Here is a 23,089-nt window from a genome sequence, read left to right as displayed (position 1 = left end):
GGTCGCCGCCGGGCCACCAGACACCTCCACAACGACAACAAGACCAACCTACGACCACCGTGCCACCAAGATCAGTTTTTTTACAAGTAGTAAGAACTCGGGTTCGGTTCCGGCTCGACGTGCTGGCGCCGGTTGGCGGAGTGGCAGCAGGCCGGGGGTGTGGGAACAGCTGCAGGAGATCCCGCTGGCCAAGCTGCGCGCGGCCGATCAGCTGGACCTTTCCCGCGCGGTGGTGGACTCCTCGCAGATCCAACGAGAACGGGATAGCCCAAAAGTGGGTCTGAGTCCGGTTGATCGGGGCAAGCCGGGCTCGAAACATGACGCGCCCGCGGAACTCCGTTGCGAGTGCTGCTGACCGGCAGCAACCGCAACGACGTCACCCAGCTGATCCCGCTGATCGAAGCGGCCCACCGGTACGCGCAATCCGAGGCCGACCCCGCCGCACGCCTCGCCACGTGTATGCCGGCCGCGGCTATGACCACGACAAATACCGGCACCAGCTGCGGGCCCGCAACATCACACCCTGCATCGCCGGCCGCGGTGACCAGCACGGATCCGGCCTCGGAAAACTGCGCTGGGTCGTCGAAGCCGCCTTCGCCTGGCTCCACGGCCCCGCGAACTCCGCATCCGCTGGGAAACCCGCGACGACATCCAGGGAGGCCTGCTCCACCTCGCCCACTGCATGATCCTCGCCCGCGAACTCCCTGCCGCCGCATTCTGTCTGAAATTGCTCAACTGCGACAGGCGGATTCCAGCGACGCCACCGATGCGGCACCGACCGGACGAGCACCCGGGCAGAACTCCTGATCCCCGCGCATCGGGAGACGAATCGCGCCGTTCGGCCAGGTCGGGCGGCGCCTCGGAACACCACCACCCCGCGAGGCGGCGCGCCGTCCGGCAAGGGCGCCAGTACCTCATCTCCAACCGCGATGCCCCCATGGGGGTTCCTGATGTTGCTCAGCAGGCGGCGGAAACCGCTCTAGGCTTCGGCCACGAATTCCGACGCGGAGGGGCGTTCATGACTTATCAAGTCGTGGTCACTCGCGGTTACGCCGAGCCGGACGGAAGCACGATTTTCGGAGACATCGGCCTTTCCCTGCTCGGCGAAGAGGTGTCCTGGCGAGTGCTGGACGAGGACGTCGAGGAACTGCGGGCGGATCAGCTCGAGGACGCGGACGCCGTGATCGTGCTGGGGCACGAGCGCATCACCGCGAGGTCGATACCGGCGTCCGGACGGCTGCGGCACGTCGCGCGGTTCGGTGCCGGTTTCGACGCGGTCGATCTGGACGCGTGCACCCGCAGCGGTGTCTTGGTGACCAACACTCCCGACGCCGTGCGGGAACCGGTGGCCGATTCCGTGCTGGCGCTGCTGTTCGCGCTGGCGCACAACCTGGTGGTGAAGGACCGGCTCGTGCGCGAAGGTCGTTGGGCGGAACGCGGTTCGTGGCAGGGGGCCGGCCTGGCCGGCGCGACGATCGGAGTGATCGGACTCGGCGGGACCGGGATGGCGACCGCAGGTCGGCTGGGAGCGCTGGGATTGCGTGTGCTCGGCTACAACCGGAGCGATCGGCCGGAAGCCGCGGACCTCGGCGTCGAGTTGCTGCCGCTGCCGGACGTGTTGCGCCGCAGCGACTACGTCGTGCTGACCGTCGCGGGAAACCGCGGAACTCACCACCTCATCGGGGCGGCGGAGCTGGACCTGCTGCGACCGACGGCCCGGCTGATCAACGTGTCCCGCGGTTCCGTGGTCGACGAGGACGCGCTGACCGCGCGGCTCTCCGACGGGCGGCTGGCCGGTGCGGGGCTCGACGTGTTCGCCGAAGAGCCGCTAGAACCGGGCGGGCCGCTGACCACTTTGGACAACGTGGTGCTGGCGCCGCATTCGCTGTGCTGGACCGACCGGTTCAGCTCGGCGGTGTCGGCGAGCGTGCGGGAAGCAGTGCTGGCGGTGAGTCGGGGCGACCGTCCCCGGCATCCGGTGAACGATCCACGACCGCGGGGCACACGGCCCGACGACGACGGGAAGGCGACATGAGCGACGCAACCGGCCGGACGGCGATCATCACCGGTGCGGCCTCCGAACGCGGCATCGGCCGGGCGCTGGCCGAACGTCTGGCGGCGACGGGCTGGCACCTCGGCCTCCTCGACGTAGACGCGGAGGTAGGGCGCGTCGCGTCCGGGCTGGCGTCCGCGCACGACGTCTCGGCGCTCGGCGCCATCGCGGACATCGCCGATCCGGATGCCGTCGACGCGGCCGTGTCGACGTTCGAGGAGAACCTGCCGCCGGCGGCCGCGCTGGTCAACATCGCCGGCATCAGCTCGCCGCTGCCCTTGGTCGAGGTGGACCTCGCCACCTGGGAGCGCGTCATGCGGATCAACGCGACCGGCACGTTCGTCACCTGCAAGCGCGTCATCCCAGGCCTGGTGGAACGCGGCTACGGCCGGGTGGTCAACCTGGGTTCGACGGCCATGCAGAACGGCGGCGGCACCTACAGCAAGTCCACCTACGCAGCATCCAAGGGAGCGATCGAGGGACTGAGCCGGGCACTCGCGCTGGAGGTCGCGCCGCACGGGGTCACCGTCAACGTCGTCGCCCCGGCCACCATCGACACCGACATCATGGGCGGCCGGATCACCGAGGCCCGCAAACCCGGCTTCCTCGCCCAGCTCCCGGTAGGGCGCCTCGGCACCACCGGTGAAGTGGCCGCACTGGTCGAATTCCTCATCGGCGAGGACGCCGGTTACATCACCGGCGCCACCTACAACATCAACGGGGGCATCCGCATTGGCTGACACCACGCCGACCCCGCCCGTGCACCACGAACGTCCTCGGCTCGCCGACCCCGCCGCGCTCTCCCCGGCCCACTCCCCGGAGAACTGGCCGATCGCCGCCGCGATGCTCCAATTCCCCGCGCTCGACGCCGATGGGACGCCCGTGTCGGAGCTGGTGCCCGAGCGGTGGCGTCGGCTGCTGCAACCGGTCGTCGACGCCGGATTCGCGCAGCTGGAGCTGTCCACGTCCTGGATGCCGTTCGGCGAGCTCCCCCCGGACCGCTTGACCGCGCTCGGCGAGGTACTCGCGGACGCGGGCCTCAGCGTGCCCGGGATCTGCGTGGTGCGCCAGAGCGTGATCCACCCGGAGCGCGGTGAGCGGAACCTCGCCGTGACGCACCGCGCCATCGACGCCGCCGCGGGCCTGGGCGCAGGGATCGTCTGCCTCGGCCTGCACGACGCGCTGACCCCGGAGCAACGGCGGGCGCTGTGGTTCTGGACCGCGCCGCAGGACGAGCGGTACGCCGACCCGGAGGTGTATCGGCTCGCGGTGCGGCGGTTCCGCGAACTCGGCGACCACGCGAGGTCCGCCGGCGTCGAGCTCTCCCTGGAGCTGTACGAGAACACCTACCTCGGCAGCGCCGACGAGGCGGCACGCTTCCTCGACGACATCGGGCACGACGCGGTGGGGCTCAACCCCGACTTGGGGAACCTGCTGCGGCAGCAGCGCCCGACCGACAGCTGGGAGTACCTCATGTCGGTCGCCGCGCCGCGCGCGAACTACTGGCACGTCAAGAACTACCTGCGCCTGGAAGACCCGGGCACGGGGACGGTGCTGACGCACCCCACCTCGCTGGAGCTGGGCATCGTGAACTACCGGGCCGCCGTTCGCCACGCGATCGCGCACGGGTTCCGCGGCGCGTTCGTGGTAGAGCACTACGGCGGTGACGGGCTCGGCGTCGGCACGACCAATGCCGATTACCTGCGCCGCATCCTGCCTCGGGAGGAGAGCCGATGACCGAATTTCCCAGAGAACGGACGGCGATCGTGACCGGGGCCGCGTCCGAACGCGGCATCGGACGCGCCATCGCCGGCACCCTCGCCGCCCACGGCTGGTCGGTCGCCGTGTTCGACACGGACGACGCGGCCTGCCGGGAGCTGGCGGCCGAACTTCGGGAGCGGCACGGAGTCGAGTGCCTCGGCACCGGGGTGGACATCCGCGAGCGGGCGGCGGTCTTCAGCGCGGTCGACGCGGTGCGCCGGACCCTCCCCCAGCTCATCGGCCTGGTCAATAACGCCGGGGTGAGCTCGCCCGTACCGTTCCTCGACGTCACCGACGAGGAGTGGCGCCGGGTGGTCGAGGTCAACCTGCACGGCACCTTCCACGTCACGCAGGCGTCGGCGAAGGTCATGGCCGCCCGCGGGGTCGGCCGCATCGTGCAGATCTCCTCCACCTCCGCGGAGCGCGGCGGCGGGGTCTACGGCCGGGCCGCGTACTCGGCCTCGAAGGCAGCGCTGCTCGGATTCGCCCGCACCCTCGCGCGCGAACTCGGGCCGAGCGGCATCACGTCGAACGCAGTGGCGCCCGGATCCATCGACACCGACATCATGGGCGGTCGCCTCACCGAGGAGCGAAAGGCCTTGCTACTGCGGGAACTGCCGGTCGGCCGGATCGGCACCGTGCACGACGTGGCCGCGGTGGTCTCGTTCCTGCTGGGCGAGTCGGCCGGTTACGTCACCGGCGTCACCTACGACGTCAACGGCGGATCGCACATCGCGTGACCGCACACGAGAAAGGCAGCGCAGTGGGTTCTTCGTTCTCCGCCGACCTCACCGGCAAGACCGCGGTCGTCACCGGCGCCAGCTCGGGAATCGGGTACGCCATCGCAGAGGAGTACCTGCGCAACGGGGCGAAGGTGGTCGGCCTGCATCGCCGTGCGGACACCGAGCACCGCGGCGACTACCTGCCGGTCGTGACCGACCTCGCCGATCCGGAGTGGACCCGCGAGGTGGTGGCCGAAGTGCTCCAGGAGCACCGGGTGGACGTCCTGGTGAACAACGCCGGGCTCAACCTCCGCCACCCGTTCGAAGATTTTCCCGTCGAGGACTGGGATCGCGTGCAGCAGCTCAACATCCGCAGCGTCGCCGAGCTGACCCAGTCCTTCGGCCGCCCGATGCTCGACCGCGGTTCGGGCGTGATCATCAACCTGGCGTCGATGCTCTCGTTCACCGGTGGCTTCACCGCCTCCGCGTACGCCGCGTCCAAAGGCGCGGTCGCCCAGTTCACCAAGTCGGTCGCCAACGAGTGGGCGCCGAAGGGCGTGCGGGTCAACGCGATCGCGCCGGGGTTCATCGACACCGAGATGAACGTCGCGCTGCTCGCCGACGAGATCCGGAACCGACAGATCTTGGAGCGGATCCCGGCCGGGCGCTGGGGCACCGCCGCGGACATCGCCGGTGCGGCGCTGTTCCTGGCATCCGACGCCGCCCAGTTCGTGCACGGGACGGTGCTGCCCGTCGACGGCGGCTACCTCGCACGCTGACCCCCAGGAAAGGAGCTCTGTCGTGAAGGGCATCGTCGTGCACGGGGTGCGGGACCTGCGCGTCACCACGCTCCCCGAAATCGAGGCGGCACCGGACCAGATCGTGGTCCGAATCGCCTGCGGCGGCATCTGCGGCTCGGACCTGCACTACGCCGCCGACGGCTGCAACGGGGCGTACACCGTGGCCGAACCGCTGGTGCTCGGCCACGAGGTGGTCGGCATCGTCGCCGAGATCGGCACGGATGTGACCGACGCTCCGCCGGTCGGCACCCCGGTAGCGATTCACCCCGCCGATCCGGCCGCCCCAGCAGGCGCCTCGCAGCCGACGGGACTGCACCTGCGAGCGGACGGGACCTACCTGGGCAGCGCGTCCACCAGCCCGCACACGCAGGGCGGCTTCGTCGAACGGCTGGCGGTGCGACCAGGGCAGCTGCGCGTCCTTCCCGAGGATTTGCCGCTGAGCAGGGCCGTGCTAGCCGAACCGCTCGCGGTCGCGCTGCACGGCGTCGGCAGGCTCGGCGATCGGGTGGCGGGGGCACGAGTGCTGGTCAGCGGCGCGGGCCCCATCGGCGCACTCACGATCGCCGCGCTCCGGCACACCGGGGCGGCAGAGGTCGTCGCCGTCGATCTGCAGGACTTCCCGCTGACCACCGCCACCGCCGTCGGTGCCACGCTGGCTCTGAACCTGTCGCGGGGCGACGCGCTCCCGGACTCGTCGTTCGACGTGGTGGTGGAAGCCGCGGGCGCGACGGCCTCCCTCGCGTCCATAGTGGACGCTGTGCGGCCCGGTGGTTCCGTGTTGCAACTGGGCATGCTGCCGAGCGGGCCGGTTCCAGTCCCGATGTCGGCGATCATCGCCAAAGAACTCGCGTTGTTCGGTTCGCAGCGCTTCGACGTCGAACTCGACGAGGCGGTCGCGCTGCTGGCGGCGGAGCCGTCGCTGGAAACGGTGGTGAGCCACCGGTTCGCGCTCGACGACGCGGCCGAGGCCTTCGAAGTCGCCGCGGACTCCTCGCGCTCGTCCAAAGTGATCCTCCAGATCTCCGCCGATTCCTGAACGCGGGCCGCGAGAACGGCCCGCACCCGAGGAGGGAAACACCGCATGATCCACGTCCGAACGAAGCTCAATCGGCCCGCCGCAGACGTCGTCGCCGCGCTCGGCGAGTACTCCGCCGCCACCATCCACGAAGCGCAGGGCCGCAAGGGCGCCCTGTCACACCGGCTCAAGCCCGTGTCCTCCGAGATGTCCTTCTGCGGTCCCGCGTTCACCGTCTCGGCGCACCCCGGCGACAACATCATGGTGCAGGTCGCGATCTCCTACGCGCGCCCCGGCGACGTCGTCATCACGGCAGCGGGCGAACTGGAGCAGTCCGGGTCCTTCGGCGACGTGCTCGCCACCGCCTGCCAGAGCAAGGGGCTGGCTGCGTTCGTCACCGACTCCGGCGTCCGCGACAGCGCCGATCTGCGGCGGCTGGGCTTCCCGGTGTTCTCCGGCTCGGTGTGCATCGAGGGCACCGTCAAGGAGACGCTCGGCCAGGTCAACCAGCCGATCTCGGTCGGCGGGCAGCTCGTGCGCCCCGGCGACGTCCTGCGCGGCGATGCCGACGGCATCGTGGTCGTCGACCCGCTGGAAGCCGAGGAGGTCGTACGGCTGTGCCGGGAGCGGGAGGAGCACGAAGCCGGCATCCGCGAGCAGCACCGCCGCGGCGACCGGGCACTGATCGAAGTGCACGGCCTCGTGGACAAACTTGCGGCCAAGGGCCTGGTCGTCGACGAATGAGCGCGATCTCTACCGCGGTGCTCGGCCTCGGGCCGATGGGCGCCCCGATCGCCGCGCACCTCGCCGAGGCAGGGTTTCCGCTGCAGGTGTGGAACCGCACGCGCGCCAAGGCCGCGGAGTTCGGCGAGCGAGCCGTCGTGCACCCCGGCGAGATCCGCGCGGAGGTCGTGCTCTCCGCGCTGCCCGATGTGCCGGAGTTCGACGAGGTCGCAGCGGACCCCGTGCTCCACGCGTGGTCCCGGCACGGCACCCGCCACGTGGTGGTGCTGAGCACGACCTCGCCGGAGCGCATCCGCGGGCTCGTCGAGCGGGTTGGCCGGTTCGGCATGGAGGTCGTCGACGCGCCGATGAGCGGCGGGGACGCCGGTGCCCGAGCGGGTGCTCTCAGCCTGATGGTCGGTGCGAGCTCGGAAGCGCACGCCGCGGTGGAGCCGGTGTTGCGGTCGTTCGCGGCGCTCGTCGAGCACCTCGGCGCGCCGGGAGCGGGCACGGTGGCGAAGTTGTGCAACCAGGTGGTGGTTGCCTCGACGCTCGTCGGCGTGGCCGAGGCGTTCGACCTCGCCGACCGGGCCGGGATCTCCGGGGCGCGGCTTGCCCGGATCCTGCGGGCCGGGCTCGCCGCCAGCGCCGTGCTCGACGCCAAGGCGAAGAAGATCCAGAATCGCGAGTACGAGCTCGGTGGCAGTGCCCGCAACCAGCTCAAGGACCTGCGGTACGCGATCGCGCTCGCCGACGAGCTCGGCGCCCGGCTCGCCCTAGGACGGCAGGCGGGGGCGCTGTTCACCGAGGCCGTCGACCTCGGCTTCGGGGATGCCGACCACTCCGCCGTCTACGAGGTGCTCTCGGACCGCTCCTGAACGTCGGCGAGCAGCCTGCGCAGGGCTTGCGCCACCAGCTCGGCCGGCTCGGACAACGGCTGCGATTCCGCAGTGCACAACGACATCCGGGTCCGCAGGTGCGCGTCGGAGAATCGGTAGACGCGCACCTCCTCCGGGCTGAAGCAGGCGCGCGCCGCCGACAGCGGCAGGATCGTCGCGCCCAGTCCACCCACCACCGCGTCGCGCAGCACCGTGCTGTGCTCGATCTCGGAGACGACGTGGCAGTGCAGACCCGCCGTGTGGAAGGCCCCGTCGGTGATCTGCCGGACCGAGTGCATCGCGCCGGGCAGGATGAAGTCCAGTTCGGACGCGTCGCGCAACGTCACCGACTCGCCCCGCGGCAGCGGTGACCGCGGCGCTCGCGCGCTGACGACCAAGTGGAACTCCTCCTCCACCGAACGTTCCAGGGCGACCCCCTTGACATAGCCGGGGTCGTAGATCAGCGCCATGTCCACCTGACCGAGCAGCACGGCCTGGCTCATCACCACGGTCAGGTTCTGCAGCAGCTGCAACTGGATCTCCGGGTAGCGTTCGCGCACCACCCGCAGCAGCGGGACCGCCACGCTCGAAGCCATGCTGTAAGAGGCGAGCCCGACCGTCACCAGCCCGGCAGGTGAGTCCGCCCTGTCGCGCAGATCGGCACGCGCGGCGCGCTCCAGGCGCAGGATCCCTTGCGCGTAGCGGTAGAGCGAGCGCCCCGGCCCGGTCGCGACGACGCCGCGCCCGGTGCGTTCGAGCAGTCGCGCCTTGAAATCGCTCTCCAAGGCGGAGATGTGCTGGCTCAGCGCGGACTGAGCGATGTGCAACGAATCGGCCGCCTTGGTGATGTTGCCGATGTCGACGACCTTGACAAAGTAGCCGAGCCTGCGGGTGTCCATCGTGCTCCTCCTGACCGAAGCCCATCGGGAAAGCAGATGCGGCCATGGCGCTTCGCGATGTTGCTTCGCCCCGGCCGGTACCGAAACTACCGTCTTCCCCGAGAACATAACCCAGCGTGGAAAGGGGTTCGGCGTGAAGATCGTCGATCTGGTGGCCGACCTCGGCGAGAGCTTCGGTGCCTACACGATGGGCAACGATGCCGAGCTGCTGGACCTGCTCACATCCGCGAACGTCGCCTGCGGCTTCCACGCGGGCGATCCGCGGGTGATGGACCGCACCGTGCGGGCCTGCGTGGAGCGCGGCGTCCGCATCGGCGCGCACCCGAGCTTCCCCGACCTCGCCGGGTTCGGCCGTCGCGCCATGGAGTTGAGCGAGCACGAAGTGCGCACGGACGTGTTGTACCAACTCGGGGCGCTGTCGGCGTTCGCGAAGGCCCACGGCACGCTCATCAGCCACCTGGCTCCGCACGGGAAGCTCGGCAACATGGTGGTGACCAGGCCGGACTACGCGCGCGCGGTGGCCGACGCCGTCGAGTCCTTCGACCCGTCGCTGGTGGTCCTGGTGCAGGAGGGCGAAATGGCCGCGGTGGCCCGAGCGCGGGGGCTGCGGATCGCGGTGGTCGGCATTGCCGACCGCGCCTACGAGGACGACGGCACGCTGGTCCCGCGCTCCGAGCCGGGCGCGGTGCTCTCCGACCCCGACGAGGTCACCCGCCGCACGGTGCGCATGATCACCGAGGGCGTGCTCACCAGCAGGAACGGGGTCGACCTGCCGATCAGGGCGGACTGCGTGCAGCTGCACGGGGACGGTCCCAGGGCGCTGCAGCTGGCCACGCGGATCCGCGCCGAGCTGGAGGCGGCCGGGGTCCGGCCCGCGCCGCTGCACCAGGTGCTCGGCCTGCCGACGGCGTGATGGACAGCCGGGCCGCGGTGAAGACCGCGATCACCCCGTGCGGGGAGGCCGCGCTGCGGGTCGAGGTCGACGGGGCCGACGGCACGGAGGTGTGGACGACCGTCCACCGGCTGGCGGAACGGCTGAACCGCGGCGAGATCACCGGGGCGCTGTCCGCGGTGCCCACCTACGACGCGGTGCTCGTCGAGTTCGACCCGTGCCGTTGCACCGCCGAGGAGCTGACCGCCGCCATCCTCTCCCAAGACCTCGCCGCGGCACCGGACGGGCCGTCGTGCTCGCGGGTGCTGGACGTCCCGGTGCTGTTCGGCGGCGAAGCCGGGCCGGACCTGGCGTGGGTCGCCGAGATCGTCGGCGAACCGGTGCACCGGGTCGTGGAGATGGTGTGCGAGCGCGAGTACCTGATCCGCTGCCTCGGAGGTCCCGCCGCCTCGGCGATGACCGACGGGCCCGACTTCCGCGTACCCGTCCCCCGGCTGGCGACCCCACGGCTGCGGGTGCCGCCCCGCGCGGGTTCGGTCGCCGCCCCCCAGGCCGTGCTCGGACCGGTGGCCGCGCCCAGCGGGTGGCGTCAGATCGGGCGGACCCCGCTGACCGTGCTGCGCACCGACCACGAGCAGGTGGTGCCGTACCGGGCCGGGGATCGGATCCGCTACACCGCGATCGACGAGCCGACCTACGCGGCTCTGGTCGGCACCCCGATGCGCTACCGGGAGGACCACGTTGGCTGAGCAACTGGCGTTGCACGTCGAATCGGCCGTCTCCTGCGCAGTGACCGACCTCGGGCGGACAGCAGGTCCCGCGCGCGGGCTCGCCGTCAACGGCGCGCTAGACCAGTTCGCGGCCCGCGCGGCGAACGCGCTGGTCGGCAACCAGCCAGCAGACCCGCTCATCGAGGCCACCGGGTTCGGGCTGGCGTTCCGCCCCAGCCACGACGTCCTGATCGCCGTGACCGGCGCCCCCGCCGTCCCGTCCGTCGACGGTGCGCTGCGGTCGCCATGGCAACCGCTGTCGGTGCGGGCCGGGCAGCTGGTGCAAGTGGCCGTCTCGGAAGCCGGGCTCCGCGCCTACATCGCCGTGCACGGCTCGTTCGAGGTGCCTCGGCTGCTGGGCAGCTGCGCTCCTGACTCGATGATCGGGTTCGGAACCGGTGTGCACCCCGGCTCCCGTCTCGCGCTGCTGCGCTCGCACCCGCCGCTGGTCAACCCGCTGTTCGAGGCGACGGTGTTCGACTTCGGTCTGCCCATCCCGGTGGCGGCCCCGGTCGGCGGGAGCATCGTCCTCGACGTGATCGAGGGCCCCGATGCCGGGGAATTCGGGCCGGAGCTGGAGCGGCTGTTCGCCGCGCCGTACGCGGTCACGCCGCGCATTGACCACGTCGGCATGCGGCTGCGCGGGGACGTGCCGCGGCGCTCGATCAGCGGCGAGGTGCTCTCACGCGGAGTGCCCGTCGGCGCGGTCGAAGCGCCCACCGGGGACGAACTGCTCGTGCTGCTGCGCGGACGCGGGGTCACCGCCGGGTATCCCGTCCTCGCCGTGCTCACCTCGCTCGCACAGAACACCGCGGCGCAGCTACGGCCAGGCCAGCAGGTCCGGTTCCGCCGGACCACCGTCACCGCGGCCACCGCCGCTCTGCTGGCGCGGCGTCGGCTGCTCGACCGGGTGGCGGTGCGGGCCAGGACCGCGTTCGCCGCCCACTTCACGAAAGGGAGCTGACATGGCCATCATCGAGGACCGGCCCGCACTGGCCGGGAGGATGTCCCGGATCAAGGAGTCGCCGAGCTCCCGGGTCGCCGATCGCGTCCGAGAATTTCAGGCCGCCGGCCGGGAGGTGCTGCCGCTGACGATCGGCGAACCCGACTTCGACACCCCCGAGCACGTCAAGGAGGCGGCGATCGCCGCGATCCGGGCGGGCGAAACGAAGTACACCTCGGCGAACGGGACCCCGGCCCTGCGGGCTGCGATCCGGGAAAGGCTGCTGCGCAAGACCGGGCTGGCCTGCGGTCCCGACGAGATCTGTGTGGGCGGCGGCGCGAAGCAGCTGATCTTCCTGGCGTTCCTCGCCACCCTCGACGAGGGCGACGAGGTGATCGTCCCGACTCCGCACTGGGTCTCCTACCCCGACATGGTCACCGTCAACGGCGGGCATCCGGTGCTGGTCGAGACCGGCGCCGAGACCGGGTACAAGCTCACCGCCGGCGCGCTGCGAGCGGCGATCACGGACCGCACGAAGTGGCTGGTGCTCAACACTCCCTGCAATCCCACCGGCGCCGTCTACGACGAGGCCGAACTGGAATCGCTCGTTGAGGTGCTGCGCACGCACCCGCACGTGTCGGTGCTGTGCGACGAGATCTACGACGAGATCAACTTCGGTGCTCGTCCCGTGCCGAGTGCGATCACCGTCGCACCCGAGCTGCGGGAGCGGATCTTCCTCGTCAACGGCGTGTCGAAGGCGTACGCGATGACGGGCTGGCGGATCGGCTACGGCGCCGGCTCCGCGACCTTGTGCGCGGCGATCTCGACATTGCAGTCGCAGAGCTCGTCCTGCCCATCCTCGGTGAGCCAGGCCGCGGCGGCCGCAGCGCTGCACGGCGGGAGCGAGTTCATCGAGGAGACGGTCGCCGTCTACCGCGAGCGCCGGGACCTGCTGGTGTCCGGGCTCTCCGCGATCGACGGCCTACGCCCGATCGTCCCCGCCGGTGGCTTCTACGTGTGGACCGACGTCTCTGCGCTGCTCGGCTCGACCACTCCGGACGGCAGGCGGATCGACACCGATTCCGAGCTCGCCGAGCACTTCCTGGAAACGGCGGGGGTAGTGGTGATCCCAGGAGATTCCTACGGCGCCCCCGGCCATTTTCGGGCGAGTTTCGCGCTGAATTCGGAAGTGCTCCGGAAGGCGGTGTCCGGGCTAGCGCACGCTGTTTCCCGGATCAGCCGCGCATGACCGGCGAGGAAAGCGCGGTCTGATTTCGCGAGGAGGCCACGCCTCAGCGCGATCCGGGCTCGGATCACCAGTTCCGCACAGGACATCGCTTTTCGCGATGCAACCAGACGAAATCGGACTGGATTCTGTGACGTGACCGTCAACGCCAGTAACGTCACCGCATCATCCGGGGGGCACAGTTCTTTCTCAATAGCCCTCCAGTGACAACGGAGTCACCCTGAGAAAGGTGGTCCTCGTGAACACCGAAGTGTCCGATGTGGTTCCCGTGGAACCTGTGAACGCTAACAGAACATCGATCTTCGGCGGCCTAGTAGGGGTCTTCATCGAGTTGTACGACAACGCGGTTTACGGCTTCGTCGCGGGCACTCTCGCTGTCGTCTTCTTCCCCACCGGGGCGGCGAGCACCGGTGTCATGCTGACCTTCACCACGTTCGCCATCCCGTTCTTCTTCCGGCCGCTGGGCGCCGCGGTCGCCGGTTCCTGGGGAGACCGGTACGGGCGCAAGCGGGTGTTACTGATCTTGGTCACGATGATGAGCCTGTCCACCGGCCTGGTCGGGCTGCTGCCCGGCTACGCCACGGCCGGGATGTTCGCCCCGCTCGCGCTGGTGGCGCTACGGCTCGTGCAGGGTTTCGCGATGGGCGGGGAACCGGGCAACGGAAACTCGTTCCTCGCCGAGCACGCGGGTCCGGGGCGCCGCGGCCGAGTGGTCAGCTACGCCAACGCGGCCACGTTCGTCGCGATGCTGCTCGGCACCCTGTTCGCCGCGTTCCTCACTGCGGTACTCAGCACCGATGCGATGGTCGCCTGGGGATGGCGGCTTCCGTTCCTGCTCGCGTTCCCGCTGGGAGTGGCGGGCCTGCTGATCCGCCACCGCGCCGAGGAATCACCGGAGTTCGCCGAAGCCGAGTCGAAGGGCGAGGTCACGCGCAGCCCGTTGCGGGAAGCGTTCAGCTCCCGCGACACCCTGAGCGCGATGCTGATGTGCATCGTGCTGCCGCTGTTCAACAGCTCGGGCTACTTCGTCCTGTTCATCTACATGCCCTCCTTCATGAAGAACGAAATGCACTTCACCGCTGTTGAAGGCCTGCTGATCACCGGAATCATGCTGGCCATCGGCACGTTCGCGGTGCTCTGGGCGGGCCGGCTCTCCGACCGCTTCGGGCGGAAGAAGATGCTGTCCACCTCGGCATTCGCGATGGTCCTCATCGGCTTCCCCTGCTACTGGCTGCTCACGCAGGGCTCCTTCACACTGGCCACCATAGGCGCAGTAGTGATGGCGCTGTGCTTCGCGGGAACGAACGGCGTCATGCAGGTGACGCTGGTCGAACTGTTCCCGACCCGCGTCCGCACCGTGGCCTACGGCATCGGCTACAACCTCGGCACCGCGATCTTCGGTGGAGCGGCACCGCTCTTGGTTTCGGCGCTCATCGTTGCCACCGGCAGCAGCTGGGTCCCGGCCTTCTACCTCGTGCTCACCTCGGTGGCAGCCGGATTCGCCGCTCTCCGCATCCGCGAGACTGCTTTCGAACCGCTCAAGCGCTGAACCGGAAAGGGCACCGCTCCATGGTGGAAACCGCTGCTCCGACAATAGATTCCGACCTGACGCAGGTCGAACGCGCTGCTGCTGCGGCCGAACTGGCTGCCGTCGGCTACACAGCAGTCACGGACCACTTGCACGTCGGCCAGGACGTCCGGGAGATCGCTGCGAACGTGGACCGCTCCACGCGGCGCGCGGGCGGTCTGCTCGGCTGGTTCCCCGAGCTCGCTCCGGGAACGGCAGGCTGCGATTTGGTGACGATCCACGGGCACGATCCCGCGACGGCGAGGCTCACCGCGAGCGAACCGGTCCGCTACGCGTTGCACCCGCTACTCGACGGGGTGCGCGGATACGCCGCGGCCACGGCCGTGCTCAGCGAGCCTGGCGCGGAACTGCGTGCGGCAGGCGAGAAGTGTTCGGCCGCGACTAAGGCGCTGCTGGGGGCGCTCCAGCCCGGCGCTCTCCTGCGCGACGCCTACCGCGCCTTCGACGACGCAGCCCGCGACCGACACGCCGGGTGCGGGATCGTGGCGTTGGGCGAACCCACCGCCGTCACCCTGCCCCGCGACGACGCCCGAGTCGCGGAACCGGGCACCGTCGTCGGCATCCGCACCCGCGTCGGCGCAATCGAATTCGCCGAGACGGTCTTGATGACCGCAGCCGGCGCGGAGCCGTTGGCCAAGACGCCTCTGCGGCTCGTCGAGCTCTACTGACCAGCATCACCGGTTGAGGAGGAACGCCTTGCACACACCGACCGGGTCCAGGACGGATCTCGTGCCGACCGCTGACCTGCGCGGGAGGGCCATGCCGCTGATCGGCTTCGGCACCCACCCGATGCGCGGCCAGCAGGCGACCGACGCCGTGCTCACCGCGCTCTCCACGGGTTACCGGCTCATCGACACGGCCACTCGCTATCGCAACGAGGACGCGGTGGGCGCCGCGCTGGCTCAGACGGACGTGCCACGCTCGGAGCTGTTCGTGACCACCAAGATGCCACCGGACCGGGTCGGTCTGGAACGCCGCACGCTGGACGAGAGCCTCACCGCGCTGGGCACCGACTACGTGGACTTGTGGCTCATGCACTGGCCGCCCGGAGGCCACCCGGGCGTGACCAGCTGGCGGGAGTTCATCCGGGCGCGCGAGGAGGGGTTGGTCCGCGCCATCGGGGTCAGCAACTACTCGCTCGACCTGATCGACGCCCTGCACGACGCGACGGGCGAGTACCCGGCCGTCAACCAGCGGCAGTGGGGCCCCGGCGACCACGACGCGAGCTTCGCCTCCGCCCTGCGGCGACGCCACATCGTGTTGAGCGCGCACAGTCCCTTGCGCAGCACCGATCTCGGGCACCCTGCGCTCGCCGAGATCGCGGCAGGCCACGGGAGCGGCGTGCACGAAGTCGTTGTTGCGTGGAACCTGCACCACGGAGTCGCGGTCACGGTCAAGTCAGCGCACCACGACCGGATGCTGCGCAACCTCACTTCCGCCGCGATCGCGCTCTCGGAGAAGGAAGTCGAACGGATCGACGCAATCGCCAACGGCACATCACGGTGAAGCGAAGTGCACGTGGGTCCTGCCGTTCGCAGCGATATTCCATCGCCGGGGGCTGTTCGGGGTTCGATCGACCTGATGTATGAGGCACCTGCCTCGTCGATCCCGGCTGTCACGGGCGTCCGCGAGAGCCGGGATCGCAGCGTCCTCGACGCACTCCTGATCGCTCCCGTTGCTGCGGATGCCCTTGCACCGAATCGCCCGTGAAGTCCGGGGCATCCATGTTCCGCTCCCCATCGTGGTGCTCTCGGCTGAGCCGACGCCACCTCAGCGACTCCGGACACGCAGCCACGAAACCCGCTGACGACACCGCAGAGAGCGTTCACCGCCAACGCGCGACGGCGAACGCTCCGTCGCGGTGCGGAAGGCGCACCGCGCTGCCCAGGTACGTGATGCCGGGCGCGACGTCGGGCCGGTGCGCGGGAAAGCGGCTCCCACCCCAGGGCCCAGCACCCCCGGGATGCGCCGCGGCAGGAGTCCCGGCGGCGGGTCCGGATCAGTACGCGGCGCCGCGCACGACGGTGCCGACGATTTCGTGCCCGAGCACCATGGGTGCTCGCAACAGAGGTCCCGAACCGCCGCCAGCGGTGCGGGCTAGAACCACAGACGCCCCCGTGGGCGACGTTGACGAGGCCTCGTCTGCGGCCTCCGGCTCGGGGACCGGGGCGTCGCGCAGATCTCGGGCAGGGGATCCGCGTCGACGGTCACGGTGGTGCGCGTTCGGTGCGGACGGCCGGAGGTGGGGCCGCTGTGCGGATCGTCAGACGACTGCGGTCGTGCCGCCGACGTACAGGACTTCGCCGTCGATGAAGCTCGATGCCGCCGAACGGGAGAACGCCAGTGCCCCCACGAGCTCCGATGCGGCAGCCCACGGACCCGCGGGCGAGCGTGGTCCGCCCACGCGCTGAACTCAGCGTCCTCGTAAGCGCCTGGGGCAGCTCGGTCGCGATTCGCCGAGCGCAACGAGGTTCACCCGGATGCCCGGGGCCGACTCCGCGCGCATTCCGCAGGTGAGCACGACGATGCAGCCCATCGTCGCGGAGCGGGGCGCGAGGTCCTTCGGCCGAGCTACGACTGCACCGAATGGATGTGCGATCTTGCCTGCTCCCCGCTCCGACATGCTCCGTGCGGCCCGGCGGCTCAGCAGGAACACGCTGGTCCGGTTCGTCGCCACGAGCTCAAGCCGACCGTCGAACGAGGATCGGTATGGCGCGCAACTGCATCCCGGTGTTGGCGACCAGCACGTCGATCGGCGAGCCGGCTGCCTCGGACGCGGTGATCGTCACGTCGACCTGCTCGGTGTCGGTGACGTCGAACGCAGTGCTCTCGATCGGCGCGCCGGTCTCCTCCTGCAGGGCCACCGCGGCCGATCCGACCTGCTCGGCCTTCCGGGCGTGGACGATCGTGGCGGCGCCGCGCCAGACCGCCGACGAGCACGAGGCCGATGCCGCGGCTGGCGCCGACATCCAGCACGCGCCGCCCCGCCGGAGCGAACAGGGCGGTCATCGCGGGGAGTGTTTCCTCAGTAGAACTCCACCGTGTCGACGACGTTGCGGAGTTCGCGACCGTCGAGAAAACGGGTCGCGTTGTCGATGAAGAGGTCTGCGATCCGCCCTTCCTCGGCAGTCGATAAGGCCGCCGTGTGTGGGCTCACCAGGACGTCATCGCGATTCCACAACGGACTACCCGGCGGTAGCGGCTCGACCGCGAACACGTCGAGTGCGGCGAACCCGACCCTTCCCGCTTCGAGCGCGCGCACCAGCGCGACCTCGTCGATGACGGTGCCCCGACCGACGTTGACTACCGTCAGCCCGTCGCACGCCGCGGCGAAGACGTCGCCGTCCACCAGTCCTCCGGTGGCGTCCGTGCCCGGCAGAGTGTTCACCAGGGCGTCGACCCGAGGCAGCACCGCGGCGATGTCGTCCGGGTGGACGACTTCGTGCAGGCCGTCGGGCCGCTCACCACGACGGCTCGTCCCGATGACATGCGCGCCGATCGCCGCGAGCTTCGCCGCGACCCCGCGGCCGATGCCGCCGACCCCGAGGACGAGGACGGTCTGCCCGGACACCTGCGCCATGCCCCAGCGGCCCGGCCATTCGCGCGCGCGTTGGTCGCGTTGCAGCCGGGGCAGCCGCTTGGCGCCCGCGAACACCCCGAACACGGCGAACTCAGCGAGCGGGTCGCCGTGCACTCCGGCCGATGTCGTGAAGCGAACGCGGGCCAGCTCGTCGGCGGTGAGCCCGGCCGCCTGGACCTGGGAACCGCCGCCCGCGGCCATGAGCTGCACCCAGCGCAGGCGCGGGTTGGCGCGCACCGTCCTGGCCAGAGCGGCAGGATCCACATCGGGAATGCCGTAGAGGACGTCCGCGGAGTCGAGCAGTTCCTCGAAACGCGCTTGCTGCACCGGGGTGCGCTGGAACGACGGGTCACCGGGGAAGTCGGCAGGCCAGCGCTCCGGTGGCAGCAGGCTCTGGTCGCGGATCAGCTCGATGCGGGGCTCGGCGCGTTCGATGCGCTCGCAGAGCTCTTCGGGCAAGGGTGTCGCGATGACCACGCGGAGCCTGCCGGTGCGCTGTTCCGCTCGCTGAGTGCTCATCGGAGCGCCTCGCCCGCACTCGAGGTCGCCGCCGCACCTTCACGGAGCACGTCCTGGTCGGACTCCAGCGTCCTGCCGCCAGCGGTGCCACCGCCGAGGAGGCTCGCGCAATCGGCGTAGAGGTCGGGAGCGCCATCGGGTACGAGCGGTGCTAGGCCTTCGACGGAGCCGAACAGCTCAGCGGCCGGATCGCGATGGCCTCGGTAGGGGATCGTCAGGTCCACGATGGACTCACCTCCCGCCTCCAGCGCGCGAGCGCGGGCGGCGGTCGCGCTCGGTGACTCCCGGATCCGCCGGTCACGCGCGGTCTGGACGAACTCGGCGTTCATCGGCGCTCCCCCGGCCCCCCGGTTGGGGTCCTCGTCGTCCAGGTCGGTCGTGATCTCTTCAGCTCGCAGCACGTCGTGCAAATCGCAGACGTCGATCGTGGAGCCCGCGGCGTCGCACGGTCCGATGCGGCGAGCTTCCTCGTGGTCGCGGGCCCGACGAACGACGAGTCCCGGGCGATCGGCTTTATGTCCGAGCCGATCGCGTCGCGGCGGCCTTGCGCCTCGTGGATCGTGGCCGCGGTGAACCGGCCGAGCCGCTCGACGCCGCCGGTGCCTGCGCCCTCGATCTCCGTCCTCCCGTGCGGCAGGACGACTCGGGTCGCTGGAGGCGTGATCGTCATGCGTCTCTCCTGTCGAAGGTCAGGCCGCCCGGGACCTGGAACGTCGGGGTGATCTCGATGAGTCCGAGGTTGACGTGGCGCGGCGCCTCGACCGCGAAGTCGACGGCGGCCACGACGTCGGCCGTGGTCAGGGACTCGTAGCCCTCGTAGTAGGTTTCCCAGGCCTGCTGCATCGCTTCGGGCGAGCCGCCGAGGTTGCGCCCGAAGATCTCGGTCTCGACCCGGCCCGGGCAGATCTCGGTGACGCGGATGCGCTTGCCGACGGTGTCGTTGCGCAGCTGGCGCGAGAGCTGCGCCAGCGCTGCCTTGGTGGCGTGGTATGCCGTGTGGCCGAAGAAGTTGTAGCGGCCCGCGATGCTCGAGATATTCACGACGTGCCCGAGATCTCGCTCCACCATGCCAGGTAGCAGCAGCCGGGCGAGGTGCAGCACGGCGCGGAGGTTCACGTCCACCATCGCGTCGACCGTGCCACGGGACGCGTCGAGGACGTTCCCCGTCGCACTGACCCCGGCGTTGTTGACGAGCACGTCGATCTCCAGTCCGCCGAGCCGCTCCTCGATGGAATCGGTGTCGGCGAGGTCCACCGCGTGCGGGATCGCTCCCGTCTTCTCGGCGAGCTCCGCGAGCCGCGTGCCGTCGCGGGCGACCGCGTGGACCTCGAGTCCTCGCAAGCGGAACCGCTCGACGAGCACGGCTCCCATCCCGGTCGAAGCGCCGGTGACCAGCGCGGTGCGGTAATCGTCGAAGGGCAAGGTTTTGATCCTTCCTGTCTCACTGCGCGTCCTCGAACTCGCATGCCGTGCCTCTCGTCCTCCTCTTGCCGGTGGCAGAGCCGCTGAGATTCCGCGCCACCCGGCCACATTCCGAGACGAGTTCGGAGGCGCGCGATCAGGTGTCCTGGAGCGGCTCGTGCGCTCGGTCGGTGACCGTCAGCACGGCGACGAGGGTGCCGACGGCCGTGACCACCGCGTAGAACGCGGGCATGTAGAAGTTCCCGGTGAGCCCGATCAGCCAGGTCATCAGCAACGGCGCCGTACCGCCGAACAGGGCGGAGGAGATGTTGTAGCCGAGGCCGTAAGCGCTGTAGCGGATGCGGGGTCGGGAACATCTCGACTATGAGGATGTGCAGCACAGCGGTGTGCCCGGAGAACACGACGGCCATGACGCAGGCCCCGACGATCGCCCACACCACACTCCCGGTCTGGATCAGCGCGTAGCAGGGCACCGCAGCAATCGCCATGCCTATCGCGGAGGCGGCCATGACGTGCTTGCGCCCGACCCGGTCGGACACCGCACCCATGATCGGGATCACCACGGTGATCGCCACGAGGCTGATCGCGGTGACCAGCAGCGCGGTCCCGATGGAGAACCCGCTCGCATCGCTCTTGAGGAAGGTCGGCATGTAGGTGAACAGCACGTAGTAACCGGAGCCGTTCATCAGCGGCAGGAACACCGCCAGCAGGAACGCCCGCCGGTACCGCGGGAACGTGAACGTCTCCTTGAGCGGGTTGCGCGACAACTCCCGCGCGCTCTGCAGCCGCTTGAAGTTCGGCGTGTCCTCCAACGACTTGCGGATGTAGAACCCGATCAAGCCCAGGGGCACGGCGACGAGGAACGGGATCCGCCAGGCGAACGCGCCCCAGCCCCCGCCGTTGATCGCCTCAGCCGTTAGCCACGGCGACATCGAGTAGGCCACCACGGTGCCCACGAGCAAGGCGCTGAACGAGGCCACCTGCGAGAAGCTGGTGTTGAATCCTCGCCTGCCCTCCGGCGAGTGCTCGGCGAGGAACGTAAGCGCACCCGCGGACTCCCCGCCGACGGAGAAGCCCTGCAGCATGCGGAAGAAGATCAGCAGGATCGGTGCGGCCACCCCCATCGCGGCGTACCCGGGCAGGAGGCCGACCCCGGTCGTCGCGGCGGAGATGAGCAGGATGACGGCGACGAGCATCCGCTGCCTTCCGAGCCGGTCGCCGAGAACACCGAACACGATCGACCCGAGCGGGCGGACGAAGAACGAGATCGCGTAGCCGACGAACACGAACACCAGCGCCGAGTTCGAGTCGTCCTGCGGGAAGTACACAAGGGCGAGCGCGGTCGCCATGAATCCGAAGATGCCGTTGTCGTACAGCTCGACGAAGCCACCGATGCAGCCGGCGATCAGGACGCGGCGCTTGCTGGGCTGTTCTGCCACGGGCTCTTCAGCAGTGGGCGGAGCTGTTTCGGCCATCGGGAGCCTTTCGAGACGAGATCGCGAGGGCGCGTTCACGGGACTCAGGCCGATCAGCGGATCTGATCGGCGCGAAGGCAGGGAGTGGACGGTGCTGACGCGGCGCCGGGGTGGTCGAGTCGGTCCACTGGGTCTCGGCTCCGCCACCGGCTTGTTGCGGAACCGTACGGGCCAGCTCCCACCCGGCCAACGACTTTGCCAAGTACGTGCCGCAACGGTTGGTCTTTCCTCTGAAATCTCAGTTCAGAGCAGCTCCAGTGGCAAGGTTCTTGCCAAACGAGCGGCACGGTCCACTTCGTCGTGTGCCAGGATCACGGCATGGCCCTGCCCGCGCGGCGCATCCGGCGCCGGATCACCCTGACCGAGATCGCCGAGGCGTGCGGCGTCGTTCCATCGACCGTCTCCCGAGCGCTGTCGAACCCGAACCGCGTGAGCCCGCAGATGTACGAACGCGTCGTCCGCAAGGCCAAGGAACTCGGCTACGACTCCGCCACGCTGCCCGACACGCGGTCGCGCATCTCCCGCGGCACCACAGCCCTCCTGCTCCCGAACCTGACGAACCCGTTCAACCTCGACCTCATCCGCGGCAGCCAGCGGCAGGCGCAGGCGGCCGGGTTCATGCAACTGCTCGTCACGTCCGAGGAGTCCGAGCAAGTGGAGGCGGACTGGCTCGCCGAACTGGCCCAGACCGTCGACGGAGTGATCGTCGTGGGTCCCAGATCCGATGACGCGCTGCTCGCCCAAGTCGCTGAACGTGTGCCGCTAGTGGTGCTCAACCGCGAGGTGCCGCGCATCTCGGGCGTGCTCATCGACACCCCGGCAGGCATGGCGCAGGGTTTGGACTACCTGGTGTCGCTCGGGCACCGGCGGATCGCCTACGTGCGCGGTCCCTCGGCGTCGTGGAGCGATCGCACCCGGCTCGATGCCCTGCACACCGCCGCCGACCGGCACGAGGCCGAGCTCGTAGCGGTCGGGGCCTTCCACCCGACGCTGGCTGCGGGTGCCGCGGCCGCCGACGCCGTGGCGCTCACCGGTGTCACCGCCGCGATCTTCTTCAACGACACACTCGCGATCGGCGCGCTCGGCCGATTCCGGCACTGCGGCACGCGCGTACCTGAGGACCTCAGCATCATCGGCTGCGACGACGTGTTCGGGGCATCGTTCACCCACCCACCGCTGACGACCGTGCAGGCGTCAGGGGAACAAGCAGGACGAGCGGTCACCGACATCCTGCTGGGCGGATTCCTGGCGAAGGACCGCGCGCACCGGGTCGACCGGATACCGACGCACCTCCTCGTTCGGGAATCGACGGGCCCACCGCCACCAGAACACGAATGAGCCCTAATAGGGCTCCGGCCGGTCTGGGACTTGGTCTGCGTTCTCAAAGCGGGACTTGGACCAGCGTAGCGTGACGGCCGTGTTGTCCTGCCTCAGACGGGGCTGTCGAAAGAGGTGCTGGGGAGGGACCCCCACGTCCTCGCCCAGCACCTCCGGCCGGGCGGCGCGCGGTAGACGCGGCGGCACGGCCTACCGATCGTCAGCTGATCGGCTTGACGCCCGGCTCGCCGGTCGGGTCGCCGGTGCCCGGCAGTGTGGGCAGCCCCGGAACCGCGTCGTCGGACTTGCCCGACGGAGGCGCGCTGGGCAGATCGGTCGGGTCACCGGTCTCCGGCCCCGTGGGCAGTCCCGGCACCGTGTCGCCAGGGGTCTCTATTGACGGGTTCGGGGCCGGTGTCGCGGAGGCCGCGAAGGCCGTGCCCGCGCCGCCGAGTCCGAGCACCAGGGCACCGGCCGCGAGGGCGG

Annotated in this window: 22 protein-coding genes and 3 pseudogenes; 17 read left to right on the top strand and 8 right to left on the bottom strand. The window is 70.0% G+C overall.

Annotation, left to right across the window (positions count from 1 at the left end):
• Positions 1–93: 93 nt before the first annotated feature.
• From LCD31_RS22770 to LCD31_RS22730, 9 genes and pseudogenes are all read left to right on the top strand, one after another.
• Positions 94–703: pseudogene (locus LCD31_RS22770) on the top strand (IS5 family transposase); the annotation flags it as partial.
• Positions 704–1,018: 315 nt separating this feature from the next.
• Positions 1,019–2,035, top strand: a complete 1,017-nt coding sequence (locus LCD31_RS22765; RefSeq protein ID WP_224961061.1) for a 2-hydroxyacid dehydrogenase — start codon at positions 1,019–1,021, stop codon at positions 2,033–2,035.
• Positions 2,032–2,793: an SDR family NAD(P)-dependent oxidoreductase gene (locus tag LCD31_RS22760; protein WP_224961060.1), complete on the top strand. Its 762-nt coding sequence runs from the start codon at positions 2,032–2,034 to the stop codon at positions 2,791–2,793. Before LCD31_RS22765 ends, LCD31_RS22760 begins: the two co-directional genes overlap by 4 nt.
• A complete protein-coding gene (locus LCD31_RS22755; RefSeq protein ID WP_224961059.1) occupies positions 2,786–3,790 on the top strand; it encodes a sugar phosphate isomerase/epimerase in 1,005 nt (334 codons plus the stop codon). The genes LCD31_RS22760 and LCD31_RS22755 overlap by 8 nt, the downstream gene beginning before the upstream one ends.
• Positions 3,787–4,554 (top strand): SDR family NAD(P)-dependent oxidoreductase, encoded by a 768-nt coding sequence (locus LCD31_RS22750; protein ID WP_224961058.1) that lies wholly within the window; start codon positions 3,787–3,789, stop codon positions 4,552–4,554. Before LCD31_RS22755 ends, LCD31_RS22750 begins: the two co-directional genes overlap by 4 nt.
• Before the next feature lie 23 nt (positions 4,555–4,577).
• On the top strand, positions 4,578–5,315 hold the full coding sequence (locus tag LCD31_RS22745) for an SDR family NAD(P)-dependent oxidoreductase (protein WP_224961057.1): 738 nt from the start codon (positions 4,578–4,580) through the stop codon (positions 5,313–5,315).
• A 22-nt stretch (positions 5,316–5,337) separates the two neighbouring features.
• Positions 5,338–6,372 (top strand): L-idonate 5-dehydrogenase, encoded by a 1,035-nt coding sequence (locus tag LCD31_RS22740; protein WP_224961056.1) that lies wholly within the window; start codon positions 5,338–5,340, stop codon positions 6,370–6,372.
• A gap of 45 nt (positions 6,373–6,417) precedes the next feature.
• The gene (locus LCD31_RS22735) at positions 6,418–7,095 is read left to right on the top strand and encodes a 4-carboxy-4-hydroxy-2-oxoadipate aldolase/oxaloacetate decarboxylase (protein ID WP_224961055.1); all 678 of its coding nucleotides are present in this window, start codon (positions 6,418–6,420) and stop codon (positions 7,093–7,095) included.
• Positions 7,092–7,952: an NAD(P)-dependent oxidoreductase gene (locus LCD31_RS22730; protein WP_224961054.1), complete on the top strand. Its 861-nt coding sequence runs from the start codon at positions 7,092–7,094 to the stop codon at positions 7,950–7,952. The genes LCD31_RS22735 and LCD31_RS22730 overlap by 4 nt, the downstream gene beginning before the upstream one ends.
• Here the strand turns inward: LCD31_RS22730 and LCD31_RS22725 are convergent.
• Entirely contained in the window at positions 7,925–8,851 is a 927-nt protein-coding gene (locus tag LCD31_RS22725; protein ID WP_224961053.1) for a LysR substrate-binding domain-containing protein, read from the bottom strand. The two genes, LCD31_RS22730 and LCD31_RS22725, sit on opposite strands and share 28 nt — an antisense overlap.
• Before the next feature lie 133 nt (positions 8,852–8,984).
• On the opposite strand from LCD31_RS22725, the gene LCD31_RS22720 reads away from it, so the two are divergent.
• The 7 genes from LCD31_RS22720 to LCD31_RS22690 all read left to right on the top strand — a co-directional run bounded on the left by LCD31_RS22720 (position 8,985) and on the right by LCD31_RS22690 (position 15,796).
• On the top strand, positions 8,985–9,764 hold the full coding sequence (locus tag LCD31_RS22720; RefSeq protein ID WP_224961052.1) for a LamB/YcsF family protein: 780 nt from the start codon (positions 8,985–8,987) through the stop codon (positions 9,762–9,764).
• Positions 9,764–10,492, top strand: a complete 729-nt coding sequence (locus tag LCD31_RS22715; protein ID WP_224961051.1) for an allophanate hydrolase subunit 1 — start codon at positions 9,764–9,766, stop codon at positions 10,490–10,492. The genes LCD31_RS22720 and LCD31_RS22715 overlap by 1 nt, the downstream gene beginning before the upstream one ends.
• The gene (locus LCD31_RS22710; RefSeq protein ID WP_224961050.1) at positions 10,485–11,477 is read left to right on the top strand and encodes a biotin-dependent carboxyltransferase family protein; all 993 of its coding nucleotides are present in this window, start codon (positions 10,485–10,487) and stop codon (positions 11,475–11,477) included. Before LCD31_RS22715 ends, LCD31_RS22710 begins: the two co-directional genes overlap by 8 nt.
• Before the next feature lies 1 nt (position 11,478).
• On the top strand, positions 11,479–12,705 hold the full coding sequence (locus tag LCD31_RS22705; protein ID WP_224961049.1) for an aminotransferase class I/II-fold pyridoxal phosphate-dependent enzyme: 1,227 nt from the start codon (positions 11,479–11,481) through the stop codon (positions 12,703–12,705).
• Positions 12,706–12,940: 235 nt separating this feature from the next.
• On the top strand, positions 12,941–14,251 hold the full coding sequence (locus LCD31_RS22700; RefSeq protein ID WP_224961048.1) for an MFS transporter: 1,311 nt from the start codon (positions 12,941–12,943) through the stop codon (positions 14,249–14,251).
• Between the two features lie 20 nt (positions 14,252–14,271).
• Positions 14,272–14,958, top strand: coding sequence for a M24 family metallopeptidase (locus tag LCD31_RS22695; RefSeq protein WP_224961047.1), 687 nt, complete (start codon positions 14,272–14,274; stop codon positions 14,956–14,958).
• A 28-nt stretch (positions 14,959–14,986) separates the two neighbouring features.
• Entirely contained in the window at positions 14,987–15,796 is an 810-nt protein-coding gene (locus LCD31_RS22690; RefSeq protein WP_224961046.1) for an aldo/keto reductase, read from the top strand.
• Positions 15,797–16,971: 1,175 nt separating this feature from the next.
• Here LCD31_RS22690 and LCD31_RS22685 read toward each other — a convergent pair.
• The 6 genes and pseudogenes from LCD31_RS22685 to LCD31_RS22665 all read right to left on the bottom strand — a co-directional run.
• Positions 16,972–17,259 carry an SDR family NAD(P)-dependent oxidoreductase gene (locus tag LCD31_RS22685; RefSeq protein ID WP_224961045.1) on the bottom strand — a complete coding sequence of 96 codons (288 nt, stop codon included), beginning with the start codon at positions 17,257–17,259 and terminating at the stop codon, positions 16,972–16,974.
• 56 nt (positions 17,260–17,315) lie between these two features.
• Positions 17,316–18,347: a D-2-hydroxyacid dehydrogenase gene (locus LCD31_RS22680; protein ID WP_224961044.1), complete on the bottom strand. Its 1,032-nt coding sequence runs from the start codon at positions 18,345–18,347 to the stop codon at positions 17,316–17,318.
• 38 nt (positions 18,348–18,385) lie between these two features.
• Positions 18,386–18,799: a hypothetical protein gene (locus LCD31_RS22675; RefSeq protein ID WP_224961043.1), complete on the bottom strand. Its 414-nt coding sequence runs from the start codon at positions 18,797–18,799 to the stop codon at positions 18,386–18,388.
• 256 nt (positions 18,800–19,055) lie between these two features.
• Positions 19,056–19,811 carry an SDR family oxidoreductase gene (locus LCD31_RS22670; protein ID WP_224961042.1) on the bottom strand — a complete coding sequence of 252 codons (756 nt, stop codon included), beginning with the start codon at positions 19,809–19,811 and terminating at the stop codon, positions 19,056–19,058.
• A gap of 136 nt (positions 19,812–19,947) precedes the next feature.
• Positions 19,948–20,079 carry a hypothetical protein gene (locus LCD31_RS29230; protein ID WP_255623355.1) on the bottom strand — a complete coding sequence of 44 codons (132 nt, stop codon included), beginning with the start codon at positions 20,077–20,079 and terminating at the stop codon, positions 19,948–19,950.
• 136 nt (positions 20,080–20,215) lie between these two features.
• Positions 20,216–21,160, bottom strand: a pseudogene (locus LCD31_RS22665) (MFS transporter); the annotation flags it as partial.
• A 444-nt stretch (positions 21,161–21,604) separates the two neighbouring features.
• Between LCD31_RS22665 and LCD31_RS22660 the strand changes: the two are divergent.
• The gene (locus LCD31_RS22660) at positions 21,605–22,624 is read left to right on the top strand and encodes a LacI family DNA-binding transcriptional regulator (protein ID WP_224961041.1); all 1,020 of its coding nucleotides are present in this window, start codon (positions 21,605–21,607) and stop codon (positions 22,622–22,624) included.
• 199 nt (positions 22,625–22,823) lie between these two features.
• Here LCD31_RS22660 and LCD31_RS22655 read toward each other — a convergent pair.
• Positions 22,824–23,089, bottom strand: a pseudogene (locus LCD31_RS22655) (hypothetical protein); the annotation flags it as partial.

The organism is Saccharopolyspora sp. 6M, assembly GCF_020176775.1.
Classification (GTDB): domain Bacteria; phylum Actinomycetota; class Actinomycetes; order Mycobacteriales; family Pseudonocardiaceae; genus Saccharopolyspora_C; species Saccharopolyspora_C gregorii.
This window is presented reverse-complemented; position numbering and strand designations above follow the sequence as displayed.

What these genes read in the sequence shown, in the direction of transcription:
- LCD31_RS22765 (WP_224961061.1), top strand. Translation starts at nt 1,019, where the DNA reads ATGACTTATCAAGTCGTGGTCACTCGCGGTTACGCCGAGCCGGACGGA.
- LCD31_RS22760 (WP_224961060.1), top strand. Translation starts at nt 2,032, where the DNA reads ATGAGCGACGCAACCGGCCGGACGGCGATCATCACCGGTGCGGCCTCC.
- LCD31_RS22750 (WP_224961058.1), top strand. Translation starts at nt 3,787, where the DNA reads ATGACCGAATTTCCCAGAGAACGGACGGCGATCGTGACCGGGGCCGCG.
- LCD31_RS22735 (WP_224961055.1), top strand. Translation starts at nt 6,418, where the DNA reads ATGATCCACGTCCGAACGAAGCTCAATCGGCCCGCCGCAGACGTCGTC.
- LCD31_RS22730 (WP_224961054.1), top strand. Translation starts at nt 7,092, where the DNA reads ATGAGCGCGATCTCTACCGCGGTGCTCGGCCTCGGGCCGATGGGCGCC.
- LCD31_RS22725 (WP_224961053.1), bottom strand. Translation starts at nt 8,851, where the DNA reads ATGGACACCCGCAGGCTCGGCTACTTTGTCAAGGTCGTCGACATCGGC.
- LCD31_RS22715 (WP_224961051.1), top strand. Translation starts at nt 9,764, where the DNA reads ATGGACAGCCGGGCCGCGGTGAAGACCGCGATCACCCCGTGCGGGGAG.
- LCD31_RS22705 (WP_224961049.1), top strand. Translation starts at nt 11,479, where the DNA reads ATGGCCATCATCGAGGACCGGCCCGCACTGGCCGGGAGGATGTCCCGG.
- LCD31_RS22695 (WP_224961047.1), top strand. Translation starts at nt 14,272, where the DNA reads ATGGTGGAAACCGCTGCTCCGACAATAGATTCCGACCTGACGCAGGTC.
- LCD31_RS22685 (WP_224961045.1), bottom strand. Translation starts at nt 17,259, where the DNA reads ATGTCGGCGCCAGCCGCGGCATCGGCCTCGTGCTCGTCGGCGGTCTGG.
- LCD31_RS29230 (WP_255623355.1), bottom strand. Translation starts at nt 20,079, where the DNA reads ATGACCTGGCTGATCGGGCTCACCGGGAACTTCTACATGCCCGCGTTC.
- LCD31_RS22660 (WP_224961041.1), top strand. Translation starts at nt 21,605, where the DNA reads ATGGCCCTGCCCGCGCGGCGCATCCGGCGCCGGATCACCCTGACCGAG.